The sequence below is a fragment of the Paenibacillus sp. S25 genome, from assembly GCF_019454085.1.
GTDB lineage: Bacteria > Bacillota > Bacilli > Paenibacillales > Paenibacillaceae > Paenibacillus > Paenibacillus polymyxa_B.
Window position 1 is genome coordinate 1948779 of record NZ_CP073683.1, and the last position, 18698, is coordinate 1967476.

Consider the following 18698-nt stretch of genomic DNA (forward strand, 5'->3'; position numbering starts at 1 on the left):
GTATAACATGGACTGGATCATCGGATTGCTTTGTGCTGCTGTGGTGGCGGGAGCTGCATTTTATAAAAAATCCTTAACCTTATCTGGCTTTGCCGCGGCTGTACTGATGGGAACCGTATATTATGGGGCGGGTAACCTGTTCTGGTTCGGCACATTGCTCTTGTTCTTTATCACGTCGACCCTCCTGTCGAGGTTCAAAAAGGAGCGCAAGGTTGAGCTGGAAAAATCGTATGCCAAAACCGGAAACCGGGATGCAGGCCAAGTATGGGCCAATGGGGGATTAGGTATGCTGTTATGCCTGGGCTATGCGATATGGCCTCATGTTACGTGGCAGCTGGCTTTTGTCGGTGTCATGGCTACGGTAACATCCGATACGTGGGCAACGGAATTTGGCAGCCTGAGTCGTAGGCCACCCCGTTCGGTGCTTAACGGGAAGGTGCTGGTACCCGGAACCTCAGGAGGAGTATCTGTATTGGGAACGGCTGCGGCCTTGGCTGGGGGTGTACTGATCGGCATAGGTGCATGGGGCTTTGGACACGCCATAGGAACGCCGAGCTTGCCGTTATGGCTGTGGGCACTGGTTGGAGGTATATCTGGTAGCGCAGGGGCCTTTGCTGATTCCTATCTAGGTGCTACGGTGCAAATGATGCGTTCCTGCACGATTTGCGGACGGGAAGTAGAAGTAGACTCACATTGTGGACAAACGACGGTCTATGTACGAGGCTGGCGTTGGATGAGCAATGATCGGGTGAATAGCATTAGTTCTATTTTCGGAGGATTGGTCGCTGTTGCAGGTATTTTTTTTATACTTTGAACACAGGGCTGGAGATCATTACAAGGAAAAAATTGTTATAAGAATTGACGGTGTTTTAATCCTTGTATAAGGAGGTGCTAAGATGGGCGATATACACGGAGATAAATATGAAGCTATTTTGGACGCCGCTTACACCGTCTTTGGCACCAAAGGCTTTTATGAAAGCAAAATTTCCGAGATTGCAGAACAAGCGGGAGTTGCCAAAGGTACAGTATACTTGTACTTTAAAAGCAAAGAGCAGCTATTTACAGCAGTCACACGTAGAGATTGCGAGCAATACCTAGCCGAAATGCAAGGCGCATTAATCAATCGTACTTTGGGAGAAGGACTGCTGCGGATGGCAAATTTGCATCTGCACTACTATTTCAAGCGCAAGCAGCATACTAAATTATTTTTTATGACCCCCAACAGTGACCCCGATTTAATGGAGTTTATGTGGGGATTTATTCAGGACTATACTGATTTGGTCAAAAATAAACTGGCGTCAGAGGGGGTACAGCAGTCCGAGTTTCATGCGAAGGCATTCATTGGTATGTTGGAACGCCTAAAAATGGATATTTTATTGAATAAAGATTTCCGTGAATGTGACGTGGATCAGACGGCTGAATTAGCGGCGAACTTATTTATGCATGGCTGTAAAGCGGGGGTACAAAAATCCTGACATCTTGTTGCTAAAAAACCGTACTGACTTCGTTCAGGTAACGGTTTTTTTAATCATTGGCTGTGTCTGTGTTAAAATAAACAGGATGCATCACAAAATTGGGGAAGAGTAGGGAATCCGTATGAATATTATGACCGTTGAACATATAACGAAAAGCTATGGCGAGAAAATGTTGTTTGAGGATGCTTCCTTTGGTATGGATGAACGTGACAAAATAGGGGTCGTCGGTGTAAATGGTACCGGCAAATCAACTTTTTTACGGGTAATTTCCGGTTTAGAGCCGCCAGATGATGGCAATATTGCAGTGAACAACGATGTGCGAATTCAGTATCTAGCACAAAATCCAGAGTTTGATCCCGAAATGAAGGTACTCCAGCATATTTTTCATGGCAACCAGCCTGAGATGAAAGCGGTGCGTGAATATACGGAAATCATGGAGTTGCTGGAGTTAAATCCGGGTAGCGAGGAGCTTCAAAACCGTCTATTGCGAGCGAGTCAGCAAATGGATACGTTCCAGGCATGGCAGCTGGAGAGTGAGGCCAAAAATATACTTACCCGACTGGGGATCACCCAGTTTGAGTCTCGTATGGGCGTTCTATCCGGCGGGCAGCGTAAGCGGGTGGCTTTGGCGGCGGCTTTGATCCAACCCTGCGAGTTGCTCATTCTGGACGAGCCTACAAACCATATTGATAATGAGTCCGTTGAATGGTTGGAGCAGTATTTGCAAAAAAGACGTGGTGCGTTGTTAATGATCACGCATGATCGCTATTTTCTGGATAGAGTTGCAAATGTCATGCTGGAGCTGGATCATGGCCGCCTTTTCCGTTATGAGGCTAACTATACCCGTTTTCTGGAGCTGAAGGCAGAACGCGAGGAGCGGGAAGCGTCTACGGAACAAAAAAGGAAGAACCTGCTGCGAAATGAGCTGGCCTGGATTCGTCGTGGAGCAAAGGCTCGTTCCACCAAGCAGAAAGCGCGTATTGACCGATATGAGCAGCTTAGGGATCAGCAACCGGAGGCTCGTTCTGGATCTGTAGATATGTCTGTCGCCTCCACACGTCTGGGTAAAAAAATATTGGAGATCGAGCATCTGTCCAAATCGGTAGATTCCCGTAAGCTGATACAGGATTTGAGCTACATTGCGGTTCCTGGTGATCGTGTTGGTATCCTAGGTCCTAACGGTAGTGGGAAATCCACCCTGCTCCAAATGATTGCACAGCGTGTAGAACCCGATTCCGGCAGCGTTGTGCTGGGGCCGACCGTGAAGATAGGCTATTTTACTCAGGAACATCAGGAAATGAACGAATCACTGCGTGTTATTGAGTATATTAAGGAAGAAGCCGAAGTGATTCGTACAGCAGACGGTTCGACGATTACAGCTGCACAAATGCTGGAGCGTTTCCTGTTTGCACCAAGCGCGCAATGGACGGTTATTTCCAGGCTGTCCGGGGGCGAGAAACGGCGCTTGTATCTGCTTCGTGTTCTGATGTCGGCACCGAATGTGCTATTGCTGGATGAACCAACAAATGATCTGGATATTCAAACCCTTTCCGTTTTGGAAGACTATCTGGATGAATTCCCGGGCGTGGTGTTTATTGTTTCTCATGATCGCTATTTCCTGGATCGGACAGTGGACAAAATACTGGCGTTTGAAGGGGATGGACAGGTACGTGTACATGTAGGCGACTATAGCGAGTATGCAGAATGGATCAGTAAAAATGCTCAATCTTCTGTGAACACGTCTGTCTCGACGAGTACGGCTTCCTCGAATCGCTCTTCCGCGCCTAAGTCTGCGGGGCCTTCCGATTCAGTCAAGGAGACAAGTAAAACCAAGCTTAAATTCACCTTCAAGGAACAGCGGGAATATGAGCAAATTGATGAGCTGATTGAACAAGCTGAACAGAAGTTGGCCGACATTCAGCGGCAGATGGAAGAGTCTTTCAGTGATTCAGCACGACTACAGGAGCTCATGGCTGAGCAAGCAAAGGCCGAACAGCATCTGGAGCACCAAATGGAACGCTGGACTTATCTGAATGAGCTAGCCGAGCAGATTGAACAAAGTAAATCTTAAAAACACAAAGCAAGTCACCATTCAGAGTGGGGGCTTGTTTTTTTATCGAATTATTAATATGTTTTTCATATTAAAAGCGAGTGAATTATATATTTCTAATATTAAATTACAGTGGGTATAATGGACTGCATATGGAGGGGAGGAATTGAAAATGGAATATCGTAAACTTGGAAAAAGTGGTTTGATGGTAAGTGAGATTGCATTGGGAAACTGGATCACCCACGGTGCTCAAGTGGATGATACCATAGCGCAAGCCTGCGTGAAGGCTGCACTAGACTCAGGGATTACCACGTTTGACACCGCTGATGTGTATTCGGATACTATGGCGGAAACGGTTTTAGGTCATTCTTTAAAGGGAATACGCCGTGAAAGTATTGAACTATGTACTAAGGTTTTTCATCCCACAGGTACCGGACAGAATGATAAAGGGCTGTCTCGTAAACATATCATGGAGGCCTGCCATGCTTCTCTTCGACGCCTACAAACGGATTATATTGATGTATATTATGCACACCGTTTTGATCCAACCGTATCGCTTGAAGAAACTTTTTTGGCCTTATCCGACTTGGTGCGGCAAGGGAAGGTTTTGTATGTAGGAGTAAGCGAGTGGACAGCCGAGCAGATAAAGCAAGGAGCTGCTCTGGCTAGGGAATTAAAGGTCCCTTTCGTGGCAAGTCAGCCCCAATATTCCATGCTATGGCGTGTCATTGAAGCTGAAGTGATTCCCGCTTGTGAGCAGGAAGGGATTGGGCAGGTGGTTTGGTCACCTCTGGCACAAGGTATTCTTTCTGGTAAATATGCAGCAGACAAGCCGTTACCCGAGGGTTCACGAGCTTCTACGACAGCAGGGTCACCATTTTTCGAACGTTTGGCTGGACAATGGTTACGTAAAGAAGTCCTTTTGGCAGTAAAGAAAATTCAGCCGATTGCAGAAGAATGCGGACTGACGCTGCCCCAGCTTGCAGTCGCATGGGTTTTACAAAACCCGCAAGTGACCTCAGCTATTATCGGTGCTTCCAAGCCCGAGCAGGTTAAAGAGAACGTAAAAGCTGCGGGTGTCCGTCTAGATGGACAGGTCATGAGACAATTGGATAGCATTTTAAATGGTATTGTTGAACGTGATCCGAGAAAAACAGGTTAAGATATACGATCAAGGAGATTTACATGTCTAACTCTTCGTTACAAGCTGTTTCTTCAACCACTTCCAGAAAATGAGTCAGAACAGTTTCATGAGCACCTGTTTTCCATGCAGCATAAAGTGGTATGGACGGAGACTCTTCTTGAAAGGAACGAAATACGACATCACTGCGTTGAAAGACAGAAACGGAAGAGGGGACAATGGAGATACCTATACCAGCCGCTACCAAGTTAACGATCGTATACATTTGAACGGCTTCCTGTACGATTTGAGGCTGAAATCCGTGTTGTCCGCAAAAGTCAAGTATGAGATTATGAAAAGAAGCTCCCATATGAGGCGGAGACAGGATAAAAGAATCGTCCGCTAAAGAACGTAAAGACAAGGTTGAATGGTGGGCTAACGGATGTGTTTGAGGAAGAACGGCCATGAGCGATTCGTTGGTGTAAAGACGAGAAGTGATATGTATAGATGGATCTGCACTGCGCAGGAAGCCCACATGAACTTTGCCATCGTGTATGGCTTTCAGTTGTTGGACAGATGTCATTTCAAATAACGTAAGCTTCACATCTGGGAAGCGCTCTCGGAATTTCTTCAAGGCATTAACCATCAGACTGCCAGAGGCTGAATCTACAAAAGCGATGGATAAATGTCCGAACTTCCCCTGACTTGCAAGCTGTGTGATCTTAATAGATCTTTCCAATTGAGCAACCATATTTCTGGATTCTTCTAAAAATATCGATCCTGCTGACGTAAGTCGAACTTGTCTTTTGGTTCGTTCCAAAAGCTTCACACCAAGCTCTTCTTCAAGGCTTTGAATTTGTTGGCTCAAGGGAGGTTGGGTGATATTCAGTTTTTTCGCAGCACGGTTAAAATGCAGTTCTTCCGCTACTGCGATAAAGTAACGTAGTTTTTTCAGATCCATAGCTGTGATTTCCTTTCACTAAGCCTTCCCCGACCTATTCTCCAGTGGAACAGGTCGGTTTTTATCGTTCGAATTAAACTGTCACATAAGCTGCAAGCAAACGTGCAGTGTTCACCACGGCCTGCTTGTGGGTGCGCTCCATTGCATGGGAGGCGTGTACGCCAGGGCCGATCAACGCAGCCCGGATGTTATTACCCGCTCTTAGTGCAGCCGAAGCGTCCGAACCGTAGTGCGGATAAATATCTACCGCATACGGAATATTTAGCTCTTTGGCCAGCTCAATCAGACGGGTCGTCATATTATAGTCGTAAGGCCCTGAGGAATCTTTGGCACAGATAGAAACATCCGTTTCCTTGCAGCTCAGATCTTCACCCATACAGCCCATGTCGACAGCTATCATCTCACTGATTCCTTCAGGTATGTAAGCCGCTCCGTGCCCCACTTCCTCGTAGTTGGAAATGAGCAATTTAACGGTATGTCGAGGCTTCCAGTTTCCATGTACAGCAGATTCCAGTAGACCAAAAAGTGCAGCTACACTAGCTTTATCATCCAGATGCCGTGACTTGATAAATCCACTCGGTGTTACGAATGGGCGCGCATCGAACGAGATAAAATCGCCCACCGCAATACCGAGCTGAAGCACGTCTTCTTTTGACTCAACAAGCTCGTCAATCCGAACCTCCATATGGCTCTCCTTGCGCTCAAAGCTTCGTGCATCATCATAGACGTGCACGGATGGATGGCTGGACAGAATAGTGCCCGTATACGTTTGTCCGCTTCGGGTATGAATAAGGCAGTATTCGTTCTCAATGCTGTTCATCATGAAACCGCCTACGGATGTCAGACGTAGGGTGCCTTGTGCTGTAATCGAACGCACCATCGCGCCCAATGTATCCACATGTGCGCTCAGCGCCACCGTACGGTCCGTTTCCTGACCTTCCAGAGTCAAGATGGCACCGCCTTTTGCATTCCATTCGATGGGTACCCCAAGGCTCTCAGCTTCCTTACGAATCAACTCCATCACATGGTGTGTGTACCCACTGGGACTGGGCGTGTTCAGTAGCTGATTTAAAAAGTTCATCATATAATCTTCATTTAATTGAATCGTCATTTGTTGCTCCTCCTCATTTGGACAACCGATCAGGGTTAGAGGACGGTTGCTCTATATCTTGGTCGAAAGTAGACCCTGTGCTGGAAGAACCAGTCTTGTCATAGGTCACATCCGCGTTTGCTTCCACCGTGGATGTGTGCTCTTCTTGTAATGTATGAAGCTGAGTAGTCAGACGTTTAATCTCTCTCTGAAGCCTATATTGGCGGAAAATACCGAAAGAACCGACAATAAGTCCACCTAGAAGAGTGCAACCAAGAATAAGCAGAATCAAAGGAATACTAACCATACTGAATAGAAGGTTCACTTGAACCGAATTCACATTAATAACAGCAAATACAGCTGTTAACAGAGCAATAACAAGAGCTGCGATCAAAGACCATTGTGTTTTCAAAATGCCACCTCCTCCCGTTACATTATAAAATCCCTTGCCCGCCATGGACAAGGGATTTATCCGTGCATCATTTCAATGCTGGATTTTAAGTGCGCACGGTTTTACTTTCCTTCAGTTAGCTTTTCCATTTCTGTAATGACTTCTTCGAATACGCTCATCGCTTCGCGGATCGGCTGCGGAGAGGACATGTCAACGCCAGCTTTTTTCAAAATATTAATTGAATAATCACTGCCACCGCTCTTTAAGAAGCCCAAGTAACGGTCAACGGCGGGTTGGCCTTCTTCCAGAATCTGTTTCGAGAAACTAGTTGCTGCCGAGAAGCCAGTAGCATATTTGTAGACATAAAAACTGTTATAAAAATGAGGGATCCGTGCCCATTCCATTTCAATGTCTTTGTCTACCTTCATGCCAGGCCCGTGATATTTCACATTCAGATCATAGTAAATTTCCGATAAAAGCTGCGGTGTAAGGGATTCCCCCTGTTCAGCGCGTTCATGTACAATTTTCTCAAATTCCGCAAACATGGTTTGACGGAATACCGTTGTGCGGAATTGATCTGCATAGTAGGTGAGAAGGTACATTTTCTCTTTCGGATCGGTTGATTTGTTCAGCAGGTAGTCCATTAGCAACGCTTCATTGGTTGTGGATGCCACTTCAGCTAGGAAAATGGTGTACTGTGCATCTCTATACTTCAATGCGTTGTCTGAATAGTACGAATGCAACGCATGCCCCATTTCATGAGCTAGTGTGAACATGCTGTTCAGGTTATCTTTATGGTTCAGCAGCACATATGGGTGGGTACCATAAGCTCCCCAACTGTATGCACCAGTACGTTTGTTTTCGTTTTCGTATACATCGATCCAGCGCTCATCATAGCCTTTTTGCAGCGAAGCGAGATAGTCCTCGCCCAGTGGCTTAAGGCCTTCTTTTGTTTGCGTTTTGGCGTCTTCATACGTAATGTCCATCTTGTATTCGTCCACAAGCGGAGCGAACAAATCATACATATGGAGCTCATCCACACCTAACAACTTTTTACGCAGCTTGATGTAACGATGGAGCAGGGGTAAGCTTTCATGAATGGTGTCAATGAGATTCGTATACACTTCCTTCGGAATATTGTCACCGTACAGTGACATTTCCAGTACAGAAGGGTATTTGCGAACACGAGAATAAAAAATATTCTTGTTTACATTGGCACTTAGTGTAGAAGCAATTGTATTTTTATTTTTGGCATATGTGTCATATACCGCTTTAAAAGCACGTTCGCGTACTTCGCGGTGCGGACTTTCGAGGAATTGAATGTAGCTGCCATGAGTCAGCTCAACCTCTTTGCCGTTCTCATCCTTAATTTTTGGAAACTTCAGATCAGCGTTGTTGAGCATGCCAAAAATCGTTTGTGGGGCTTGAGCCAGATTGCCAACCTGAGCGAGCAGCGCTTCTTCTGTCTTCCCCAAAATATGTGCTTTTTCCCGCTTCATTTCTTGAAGTGTAAACCGATAATCTGCAAGCTTTGGATCTTCAATGAAGGCATCAAGCTGATGATCCGGCAGTGCCAAAATTTCAGGCGTCACAAAAGAAAGAGACTCGCTAACCTCAACGCCTAATTTTTTGGCTTTTTGCGAAAGACCCTGGTATGTAGGTTCAGCTGTATCCTCATCATGATGCAGATGTGCGTACACATATACACGCTCGGTTTTAAGCGATAATTCATCTTCCAATTTAAAGCAGCTGCCAATCGACTCTGCGGAATTGAGCTTGCCTTGAAATTGTTCAGCCTTTTTGGCTAGTTGTTTGACTTCTTCGTATTCTTGATCCCATGCTTTGCGGTTGGGAAACAAATCTTCCAGTTTCCATGTATTTTCCACTGGCGCATCAGCGCGTTTTACAATTTCACTCATGGAGAGCCTCCTCTGATCGAACGTAATGTGGGGTAGGGCTGCGGCAGTAAGGGACGGATGCCAAAACGAAGAAACCGCCACGCTTACCGTAAGCAGCAGGGCAAGAGGTTTTACAGGATGCATGTAACGGCAGATCCTCCTTATACCATGGCTTGTTATGCCATAGTATGACCTCTTACGCCCGAAAGTATAATTTTCCTTACTGTGGGTTGGAACCTATATTTAATAAGCTGTATACAATAAGATAAAAGGCAAGGCAAACCATGATTACAGCAGTGAGGGCCATCCACTTTTTGAGAGGAGTCGGTATCGTATCACGCTTCATGATCAGCACTCCGCCCAGCGTGAAGGCCAGAATAATGAAGATGAGATAGCTGTTGGACACCATGAATAGGCTAGACCTGTTTGAAAGCGTTCATGATCCGCTGCCACTCTTCCTCATTATCTTGAAAGGACTGCTTGGGAAACCGATTTTGAGCCCAATGCATCAGCGCCGGACGGCTTAAAAACGTGTGGGCTTCCTCGCCCCAATCATCGGATATTTCCCGTAGAACGATGTAACGGCCCTGCACCTCGACAGTCATCATGTTCCAATTGTCTTTTTTGTATATTTCGTGTTTTTTCATCATATGCATGTCTCCGATTTTATAGATGTTTTGGTTCATGATACCGCAGTTTCCGCCGCAAAAGCAAATCATTCCAGCCCGAAAAACCAGGAAAAACATCAATTGCATTGTGAAAAAGCATGAAGTATAATATGGATATTCGCCATAGATGGCGGTATTTTTAGGAGGTTGTTCACTTGAAAGGTACAGTTAAATGGTTTAACGCAGAAAAAGGTTATGGCTTCATTCAAATGGATGGTGGCGAGGACGTATTCGTACATTTCTCCGCAATCCAAGGCGACGGCTTTAAAACTTTGGAAGAAGGTCAAGCGGTTGAATTCGAAATTACTGAAGGTAACCGTGGACCCCAAGCAGCTAACGTAATCAAACTGTAAGTGTAACTGAATTGTAAGAATGGTTCCGTTTCTACGGATGTCTTATATATTACGGTTAAACTATGAATTGAGAGCGCAGTTCCTTACATTTAAGGGACTGCGCTTTTTTGCGTAAATACGTTTATGATATGAGAAGATTGAGCAGGAATAGGGTATTATACGTAATAAAACTAAGCAGAAGACATCTTAAATTGAAGGAGTTGAGAAAATGAGTGCAGCAGAGGCTAGTCGTAAGCCTTCCCTGATTGAAGGTCCTATTGCCAAAACGCTGTTTATGTTCTCTTTGCCGATGCTGTTCGGAAACATTCTGCAATCCCTGAATGGAACGATTAATTCGATCTGGGTTGGAAAGTTTCTGGGAGAAGCCGCATTGACTGCCGCTTCCAACGGAAATATTATAATGTTTTTTCTTATCAGTTCGATTTTTGGCGTCACCATGGCGGCCACTATTATGATCGGACAAAATATCGGAGCAGGAGACGTAGCTGAAACAAAGCGTGTAGTAGGTACAAGTGCAGTCTTTTTTCTGGTGCTCGCTTTTGCTATAGGTATTATCGGATTTTTGAGTGCGCCTTGGATTCTTCATGTACTCAATACACCTGCCGAATCGGTGGATATGGCGATCACGTATACACGTATTATTTTCGCAGGTATGCCCTTTTTGTACGGCTATAACTACATAATGACTGTAATGAGAGGGGCTGGAGATTCCAAAACACCATTTTATTTTCTAATTGTTTCCGTCGTACTGGATGTACTACTCAACCCGCTGTTAATATTCGGATGGGGACCGATTCCTGCTATGGGCATTGGAGGTTCCGCTACTGCTACTCTGATCGCTCAAGGGATCAGCTTTGTGTTGATCCTCATTTACCTATATCGAGTAAAATATTTTTTGCGCATTACTTCTTCAGAGCTTCATTTACTCAGATTTGATTGGAAGATTATTTGGACCCTAATCCGTAAGGGAGTGCCGATGGGGTTGCAAATGATTGCTGTCTCCACCAGCGCGATTGCTTTAATGAATCTGATTAATGGCTACGGAACAGTGGCAGCAGCAGCTTATACAGCAGCCAATAATTTGTCCAGCTATGTGCAGATGCCGGCAATGGCGTTAGGCGCAGCTGTATCTTCCTTTGCCGCTCAAAATATCGGAGCCGGACGTTGGGATCGAGTGCGCATGACAACCTGGATTGGGATTGTGTATAATTTTGTGTTGACTGGTGGAGCTGTGGTATTAATTTACGTGTTTAACCGTCAGGCCTTGCTTATGTTCCTTCCTTCTACGGGGGGTGCATTGGAATTGGGCATGCGGATTAATCTGATCACTTTGTGGTCTTTTGTTATATTCGGTGTTACCAATGTCATTACAGGTGTTGTTCGATCAACGGGTTCCGTAATGATACCGCTTTTAATTACCATTATTTCATTATGGGGCATTCGTATACCTTTGGCCTATGCATTTGTCGATGATTATGGTCTAGATGCTGTATGGTGGAGTTTTCCTGTTGGTTTTGCTATCTCTGCCATAGCAGTCATTTTCTATTATGCTTTCGGGAAATGGAAGCAGGCAAGCATGGGAGAGGGAATCCAAGGCGTGAAGCCAGCAGAGGACAAGGGATAGGTAGGCCATTTATACTATTTGCGATTAAAGTCTTATAAGGATAGATTTTGTGTAACTCCTATTTTTGACTAATTAAATATTACAGGCATAAAGTCTTTTTGTGAGAATAGCTCATTTTTCTTGAATTTTAAAGAAAAAAGTGAGGTTGTTCATTTGTGCTAAAAGGACGAACATATTATAATGGATATGGTTTGGATAGGTATAATTACGTAGACAACAATGTGGAGGCACCGTCATTTGAGTTATGTTGAGCAAGGACGTTATCAAGTACCGAGAGGCCCCATAGGTCTAATGAGCCGAATGTACAAGCACATTCTCCCTGAAACGAAACTAGAATTGAGTAACTGGAAGAGCAAGGCCGAACAAATTCCGGACCCTGAGCTGCGAAGCCAGGCGCTTGCGAGCATAGCGGATAAGACGTTTCACTGCGTGGGTGGGGCGGTTTATGCCGCAGCCAATATGTCTGCCCGGCAGACGCTAATTCCGCTGATCGTAGCGTATCAGACCATTAGTGATTATCTGGACAACCTGTGTGATCGCAGTACGTCCATGGACCCGGATGATTTCAGGCTGTTGCATCAGGCTATGCTGGATGCGGTTAATCCGACGGCTAGGCCAGTGAATTATTATGAGTTGCGTCGTGAGCAGGAGGATGGCGGTTATTTGACCGGGCTGGTGACAACCTGTCAGTCTTGTGTAAGCAGGCTTCCGGGCTATGAGGCGGCAATGCCTTACGTTCAGGATTTGGCGCGATTATACACGGATTTGCAAGTATACAAGCATATTAAACCCGAGCTGCGGGAACAAGCGCTTTTGGACTGGTGGTCGCTTCATAAAGACCGTACACCAGAGTTGCGCTGGAATGAGTTTGCTGCGGCTACCGGTTCAACTCTGGGGGTCTTTATGCTGTTTCTTGCTGCCAGCGACCAGCATCTGACCGATGCGGGGGCTGCCTCAATACATGCATCGTATTTTCCACATGTGTGCAGTCTTCATATTTTGCTGGATTATCTAATCGATCAAGACGAAGACCGGAAGGGCGGAGATCTTAACTTTTGCAATTATTATGAAGATACCGACATGATGCTAGACCGGATCGCCTACGTTGTGAATCGGGCGCGGGCTGATATTGCAGATGTCCCTGCCAGCTCCTTTCACCGGATGATTATCGAGGGATTGCTGGCTTTATATTTATCCGACCCTAAAGTTAGCGAGCAGCAGGACGTTCGCGCTGTTTCGAGACGTTTAATGAAAAATAGTCCGCTCATGCGTTTGTTTTTCTTATTAAACAGTCGATGGATAAGAAGGCTTATATGATTATTTTGAGGAGGTCATAAATCATGACAGCAGTTAAGAAAATTGCAGTATTAACAAGTGGTGGAGATTCACAAGGGATGAACGCGGCAGTTCGCGCCGTCGTACGTAGCGGATTGTATTTTGGACTGGAAGTATTCGGGATTCAACGCGGTTATCAAGGCCTTTTGAACGACGATATTTTTCCAATGGATCTGAGAAGCGTCGGAGATATTATCCAACGTGGGGGTACTGTACTTCAATCTGCAAGATGCCTGGAATTTACGACTGAAGAAGGGCAGAAAAAAGGCGCTCAAATTTTGCGTAACCGTGGAATTGACGGCGTAGTCGTGATTGGTGGAGACGGTTCCTATCAAGGAGCTAACAAACTTACCAAGCAAGGCATTAAAACCATGTGTCTTCCGGGTACGATTGACAATGACATTTCTTTCACGGACTATACTATTGGTTTTGATACAGCGGTTAGTATCGTAGTGGATGCAATCAACAAACTGCGTGATACGATGTCATCCCATGAACGTTCATCCATTGTGGAAGTTATGGGACGTCATTGTGGCGATATTGCTCTGCATGCAGGTCTGGCTTCTGGCGCAGAAACGATTTTGGTGCCTGAGGTAGAATTTGACCTGAATGAAGTTTCCGATCGGATGAAACAAAACTTTAAGCATGGCAAACGCCATAGTATCATTATCGTTGCTGAGGGTGTAGGCAAAGGCGAAACAGTAGCACAGGTTATCCAAGAAAACTGTCCGGATTATGAGCCTCGTGTTACAGTGCTTGGACACATTCAACGTGGAGGTACACCAACAGCGTTTGACCGCAACCTGGCGAGCCGCTTGGGTGACTTTGCTGTTCGCCAATTGATCGAGGGCATATCTGACAAGGCTTGCGGAACGATCGACGGTAAGTTGGTAGCTACAGATATTGACAAGGTTGTAAATACCAAAAAAGATTTCAATATGGAGCTTTATGAGCTGGCCTTGCGTTTGTCCCAATAATAAGAGCCTTTATGTAAAATAGATCGGCTCTGATATTGGAAAAGATCAAAATTATGCGGATGACCCGAGTCATCCGCTATTTTTTTAGCTTTGAGTCCTATCAGGAGGTAGTCATACATGTACCTATTCAAAATCGAAGTGGACAGTTCGGAAGGAGTACTGACCGTCATTCTCGCTGCTGAAAATGAAGAACAGGCATTTGAGGAGATTGAACAACATGTGGAGAGACACTTTCTATATCCTCCCAAGCTGAACGAAGTGGCGATTGTGGAGAAAAAACGAATAACTTTAGGCGCAGCATATGTAATCGAGACACGCAAAGGCTAAATTGCCTCTGCGTGTTGTTTTTTTTCGGAGAAACGACGTTGTACTCTCACCAGACGCCAGAGAAGTAAAATAGCACCTACTGCCAATCCTGTAATCAAACCGATCCAGTAGCCGTAGGGGCCTAGTGAAGTCCAGCGTGCCAGTATATATCCTACAGGAAGCCCAATGACCCAATAGGAGAGGAATGTGAGCAAAAAGGCTGAATTGACGTCTTTATATCCGCGTAGCGCTCCTTGTGTAGGTGTAGCGACAGCATCAGATATCTGAAAGAAAATCGCATAGATTAGAAAATGCTGTGCCAATTGAATAACCTGCGGATCGGTGGAGTAAAGTCGAGCGACCTGTTCACTCCAGATAAGCAGTACAATAGCTGTAATCAGTGATAAACCTACTGCGCTGCTGATACCCATTACACTATAAGCTTTGGCATCCCGCGGGCGAGTAGCTCCGGTTTCATAGCCAACCAGAATCGTAAGTGCCATGCAAATGCTGAGTGGGATCATATACAGCGTAGATGCAAAGTTCATGGCGGCCTGATGTGCGGCTATGGTAGCTGTATTATAGCTGCTCATGAAGAGAGTGACGGCTGAAAAGACGGCAGTCTCAAAAAATATAGCAAATCCAATCGGTACTCCAATCTTGATGAGCTCTTTCAAAGCACCAGCAGCAATCCCGTATATTTTGCTAAAGATTCGGTATTCGGCAAATATTTTTCCACGATGCGCAGTGATACCGGCAACCAGCATGATGATCCAGTAGGTGGTCGCCGTCGCTACCCCGGAACCCACACCCCCCAGACGCGGAAAACCCCAGTTTCCATAAATAAGTAGATAATTTAACAATACATTGATGGGTAACGACATGAGCGTGATTAACATCGTAAAGCGGGTTTGTCCCAATGCATCCATAAAGCTTCGGAGCACAGTGTAGGCAAATAGAGGAACAATCCCGAAGGCCATGGCACAAAGGTAGTATAGGGCCACATTATGAACTCTCAGTTCCAAATTCATACCGTTCAAAATAGGTTTGACCAAAATAATGCCAGCAATCAAAACGACCATAGACAGGGCGAGAGAGAGCCAAAGTGCTTGAATGACATAGTAGGAGACTTTATCTTTGCGCTGTGCTCCTACCAATTGAGATACAATGGGCGTGATAGCCATAAGTATTCCATTAAGGCCTGTTTGTACAGGAATCCATAGGCTTACTCCAATGGCTACTCCAGCCAGATCGGCAGGGGAAAAGTGTCCCGACATATTCGTATCAAAAAAAGTCATGGCAGATAGTGCAAGCTGGGTAATCAGGATAGGGAGCAAAATGTAGAAAAGCTGCTTCCATTTCTGCCCCGTTGTTAGTGTCAATTGCATTTTTGTTTTCCTCATTTACTAGGGATTGATTATTTGTATATATCATAACATGTAAGTATTTATTGTAAGGGATACCGCTACATTTGAACAGTAATAAAAAAGACTGCACCCGTTCGCCAAACAACGGGACAGCCTTCGAAATAATTATATAATTTCTAAATTTTGTATAAGAAAACGAGAAGTCCGGAGAGATAAATTATTTGTAAGTTACTCCACTTGTATAGCGGTTTGTGGCATTCCAGAGTAAATATTCATCCACTTTCATATCCTTAAGCGCTCGAATTTGATCCTCTACTTGAGTTTTCCCATATTTGGCATAATGTCCGCTCCCCAACCAACTTGCGGTAAAATCCTGGATCCAAGGACGAATAATTGGCTTTAGCTTGCCCGTCGGATCGAGCTTTTTGTGTGTATCGGCCATGGAGCCTTTAATCGTCTGGTAAGGATTCTTATCGGGGTCTTTTACACCGAACCAGCCTGTGGTGTAGTGACTTGGATAAACCATGGGTGAAATGACATCCACATTTTCGGAGATTTTAGTGAAATCCTGTCCGATCCCCTCCGCAGCAGGAACGGATGCAGCATATCCGAAAATATCTACCGATACTCGTACACCTAATGGAGCAAGCTCTTTGCGGGCGTATTGTACGAATTCAGCGACTGCATCCGAGCGGGATTGATCTGATTTGGTATATTTCAGCTTGTCTGCTCTTTTCTCAAAGCCTTCGGGAAAACGTACATAGTCAAATTGAATTTCCTTAAAACCAAGTTTGGCTGCTTCCTTAGCGATGGCGATATTATAATCCCATACTTCTTTATTATAGGGATTAACGAACCCGTCTCCTTTGCCGTTTTTCCAGACAGAGCCGTCAGGATTACGGAAAGACATCTCGGGATTTTTGTTGGCCAGTACCGTATCTTTAAATACGACAATACGAGCAATCGGGTAAACATTATGCTTTTTTAGTCGGTCCATCAAACCGGAAATATCCCGAATGAATTTTTGCGGCTTGCCCAATTTGAGCAGCTCGGGAGTGGTCGTTGGATAAGTGATGTAACCTGCATCGTCTTTAATATCAATAACCATGGAATTGAGCTCTGTCTTGTCAAGCAGTTCAAGCAACTGGGTCATACGCGAACCGCCTGCGCTATAAGCCGTGACATAGATGCCCTTGATAGCAGGAGTCGTCGGTTGTGGGTCAATTTTAACTGGAGGATTGGAGGCATCCACCTTCATATTATTGTGCTGAGCCTGAATCATGGCGCTGCTAATTGTTGTTGACACCGTATCTTTTACATTTGGAGCGTTGGCTGACTGATCCCCGTTTCCGCCTATCCCCATCGCCAATAGCATAATTGCCCAAATCATATTCATTTCCTAACTCTCTCCCTTATGTATGTCGCTTACCTGATTATACGTAAAGTTATGTATCGAAAAACAACACGCTTGTAACCAATACTGGAATCATCAGGCACAGTCTTACATGATTAACCCAACCGGTGCTCATTGAATCCATAAAAATGCATAAATAATGCCGCTCTCTTCGCGGTCGTAGATGCAACCGGAAGAAGCGGCACTTGGTAAAGAAATTTATTGAAGATAATTATTGTCTTGATGCTCGCAAATACTGTACTGAATAATTTCTAGCGCATCCGTTGGCTTGAGTATGGCCATCCCGTCCCGAAGCACAATCATCGAGTTAAGCTCATCCTTTTTGAGAGAAGGGAGCATTTCCGGGTACCATCTTAAGACAATGTCGGACAGTTTTACCGTTTCCATTTCCACAAAAATCACCCTTTCCTGCTCGGAATCATTCCAAAAGAATCATCCAATACGATTCGGAAAAGCAAAGTGCCTGTGAAATAGCAGGTAAAGCTGGTCTTTATATACTATGGGAACAGCGCACATATAGTGTACCACAGAAACTGTATTTTGACACTTGGCTTTGTGCTTATCTTCGGCGAAATGAACCCATCACCCCAACCGTTTCCACAATATTGACAAAAGCAGAAGGGTCCACTTCTTTAATGATGCGTTTTAATTCAACTAGCTCGTAGCGTGTCGTGACAGTCATCAGCATGTCCTTTTCGGTATGTGAAAATGCGCCTTCAATTTTTATTTTGCTAACACCGCGTGGTGTGGTCAACATCCGCTCCAGTAGCTTGTCGGTGTGTTCTGTAATAATGTAGACGGTAATCTTCGTGTGACTGACATAGATTTGATCCAATACCTTGCCAGTCACAAAAATAGATAGCATCGACGCAAGTGCAATATTCCAATCATCGTTCAAATATCCTGCTGCAAGAATGACCAGTCCATTCATGCCAACAAGTACAGTTCCTACGGGGAAGTCACGATAACGAGTGACGATGGAACCGATAATGTCAAAACCGCCCGTAGACCCCCCTACCCGAAAGGAAATTCCTGCTCCAACGCCGATCATTACCCCACCAAAAACGGAGGCCAGCAGGGGGTCCGACACGACAGATTGCACCGGTACCCACGCCAAAATCCACGTTGTAACGACAACGGATAAAATGCTGAGGCTAATAAAACGCTTGCCTAAAATAAACCAGCCTGCAATAAGCATCGGGATATTGATAATAAAATACATCGCGCTGATATCAAATTTTGTGAAGTAGCCGATTAACATGGAAAGCCCGGCTACTCCTCCGCTCAGCAAGTGGTGTGGCACGAGAAACAGATTAAAACCGCATGCAATGGCAGCGGCTCCAAGAATGACAGTTAAGCAGTTTAACACTATTTTTAACAACTTAATTTCACCTCATTTAAATTATACGGGAAGCAACTTGCTGGTATTCATGAATTGTTCTGTGCTATAATGCGATGTGGATATTCTTGAGTAGGGACCTATGTCCAGAGAAACACTTAAAATTTAAACTGTTTTAAAAAGGATAAATTCGTTTAAGATGTATCGGATAGGTTCCCCAAATTCATTACAGAAAGATGCAGTTATAGGTCTAAATAAACTGTCACTGTATTGGGGAAAACTTATACAATAATATCGCTACTTAAGAATACAGACAACATTGTGGATTGT

Annotated in this window: 19 protein-coding genes; 9 read left to right on the top strand and 10 right to left on the bottom strand. The window is 44.9% G+C overall.

What is annotated here, in order from left to right; translation table 11 throughout:
- Positions 1-7 precede the first annotated feature (7 nt).
- The 4 genes from KAI37_RS08530 (at position 8) to KAI37_RS08545 (ending at position 4687) form a co-directional block, all read left to right on the top strand.
- Complete coding sequence (locus tag KAI37_RS08530) at positions 8-814, top strand: DUF92 domain-containing protein (protein WP_220031067.1); 807 nt, start codon at positions 8-10, stop codon at positions 812-814.
- A gap of 82 nt (positions 815-896) precedes the next feature.
- Entirely contained in the window at positions 897-1475 is a 579-nt protein-coding gene (locus KAI37_RS08535) for a TetR/AcrR family transcriptional regulator (RefSeq protein ID WP_076292561.1), read from the top strand.
- Between the two features lie 121 nt (positions 1476-1596).
- A complete protein-coding gene (locus tag KAI37_RS08540) occupies positions 1597-3546 on the top strand; it encodes an ABC-F family ATP-binding cassette domain-containing protein (protein ID WP_025722305.1) in 1950 nt (649 codons plus the stop codon).
- A 151-nt stretch (positions 3547-3697) separates the two neighbouring features.
- Positions 3698-4687, top strand: coding sequence for an aldo/keto reductase family protein (locus KAI37_RS08545; RefSeq protein ID WP_071640241.1), 990 nt, complete (start codon positions 3698-3700; stop codon positions 4685-4687).
- Between the two features lie 19 nt (positions 4688-4706).
- On the opposite strand, the gene KAI37_RS08550 is transcribed toward KAI37_RS08545, so the two are convergent.
- From KAI37_RS08550 to KAI37_RS08570, 6 genes are all read right to left on the bottom strand, one after another.
- Positions 4707-5606 (bottom strand): LysR substrate-binding domain-containing protein, encoded by a 900-nt coding sequence (locus KAI37_RS08550; protein ID WP_220031068.1) that lies wholly within the window; start codon positions 5604-5606, stop codon positions 4707-4709.
- A 73-nt stretch (positions 5607-5679) separates the two neighbouring features.
- Entirely contained in the window at positions 5680-6717 is a 1038-nt protein-coding gene (locus KAI37_RS08555; RefSeq protein ID WP_025722302.1) for a M42 family metallopeptidase, read from the bottom strand.
- Positions 6718-6730: 13 nt separating this feature from the next.
- Positions 6731-7153 carry a LapA family protein gene (locus KAI37_RS08560; protein ID WP_049827665.1) on the bottom strand — a complete coding sequence of 141 codons (423 nt, stop codon included), beginning with the start codon at positions 7151-7153 and terminating at the stop codon, positions 6731-6733.
- 56 nt (positions 7154-7209) lie between these two features.
- On the bottom strand, positions 7210-9006 hold the full coding sequence (gene pepF / locus KAI37_RS08565) for an oligoendopeptidase F (RefSeq protein ID WP_025722300.1): 1797 nt from the start codon (positions 9004-9006) through the stop codon (positions 7210-7212).
- A 199-nt stretch (positions 9007-9205) separates the two neighbouring features.
- Positions 9206-9394, bottom strand: coding sequence for a hypothetical protein (locus KAI37_RS26315; RefSeq protein ID WP_025715827.1), 189 nt, complete (start codon positions 9392-9394; stop codon positions 9206-9208).
- A 7-nt stretch (positions 9395-9401) separates the two neighbouring features.
- The gene (locus tag KAI37_RS08570; RefSeq protein ID WP_013309704.1) at positions 9402-9635 is read right to left on the bottom strand and encodes a hypothetical protein; all 234 of its coding nucleotides are present in this window, start codon (positions 9633-9635) and stop codon (positions 9402-9404) included.
- A 173-nt stretch (positions 9636-9808) separates the two neighbouring features.
- Here KAI37_RS08570 and KAI37_RS08575 point away from each other — a divergent pair, with 173 nt between their 5' ends.
- From KAI37_RS08575 to KAI37_RS08595, 5 genes are all read left to right on the top strand, one after another.
- Positions 9809-10006 carry a cold shock domain-containing protein gene (locus tag KAI37_RS08575; protein WP_013309706.1) on the top strand — a complete coding sequence of 66 codons (198 nt, stop codon included), beginning with the start codon at positions 9809-9811 and terminating at the stop codon, positions 10004-10006.
- A 208-nt stretch (positions 10007-10214) separates the two neighbouring features.
- A complete protein-coding gene (locus KAI37_RS08580) occupies positions 10215-11630 on the top strand; it encodes an MATE family efflux transporter (RefSeq protein ID WP_220031069.1) in 1416 nt (471 codons plus the stop codon).
- Positions 11631-11867: 237 nt separating this feature from the next.
- Entirely contained in the window at positions 11868-12947 is a 1080-nt protein-coding gene (locus KAI37_RS08585; protein ID WP_013309708.1) for a tetraprenyl-beta-curcumene synthase family protein, read from the top strand.
- A gap of 23 nt (positions 12948-12970) precedes the next feature.
- Complete coding sequence (gene pfkA, locus KAI37_RS08590; RefSeq protein WP_023988013.1) at positions 12971-13942, top strand: 6-phosphofructokinase; 972 nt, start codon at positions 12971-12973, stop codon at positions 13940-13942.
- 117 nt (positions 13943-14059) lie between these two features.
- Positions 14060-14269 (top strand): DUF3906 family protein, encoded by a 210-nt coding sequence (locus tag KAI37_RS08595; protein ID WP_220031070.1) that lies wholly within the window; start codon positions 14060-14062, stop codon positions 14267-14269.
- Here the strand turns inward: KAI37_RS08595 and KAI37_RS08600 are convergent.
- The 4 genes from KAI37_RS08600 to KAI37_RS08615 all read right to left on the bottom strand — a co-directional run bounded on the left by KAI37_RS08600 (position 14266) and on the right by KAI37_RS08615 (position 18410).
- Complete coding sequence (locus KAI37_RS08600; protein ID WP_220031071.1) at positions 14266-15636, bottom strand: MATE family efflux transporter; 1371 nt, start codon at positions 15634-15636, stop codon at positions 14266-14268. The two genes, KAI37_RS08595 and KAI37_RS08600, sit on opposite strands and share 4 nt — an antisense overlap.
- 196 nt (positions 15637-15832) lie before the next feature.
- Complete coding sequence (locus KAI37_RS08605) at positions 15833-17011, bottom strand: putative glycoside hydrolase (protein WP_071640252.1); 1179 nt, start codon at positions 17009-17011, stop codon at positions 15833-15835.
- Between the two features lie 216 nt (positions 17012-17227).
- Positions 17228-17416: a hypothetical protein gene (locus KAI37_RS08610; protein WP_080683009.1), complete on the bottom strand. Its 189-nt coding sequence runs from the start codon at positions 17414-17416 to the stop codon at positions 17228-17230.
- 172 nt (positions 17417-17588) lie between these two features.
- Positions 17589-18410, bottom strand: coding sequence for a YitT family protein (locus tag KAI37_RS08615; protein WP_025722295.1), 822 nt, complete (start codon positions 18408-18410; stop codon positions 17589-17591).
- Between the last annotated feature and the right edge of the window lie 288 nt (positions 18411-18698).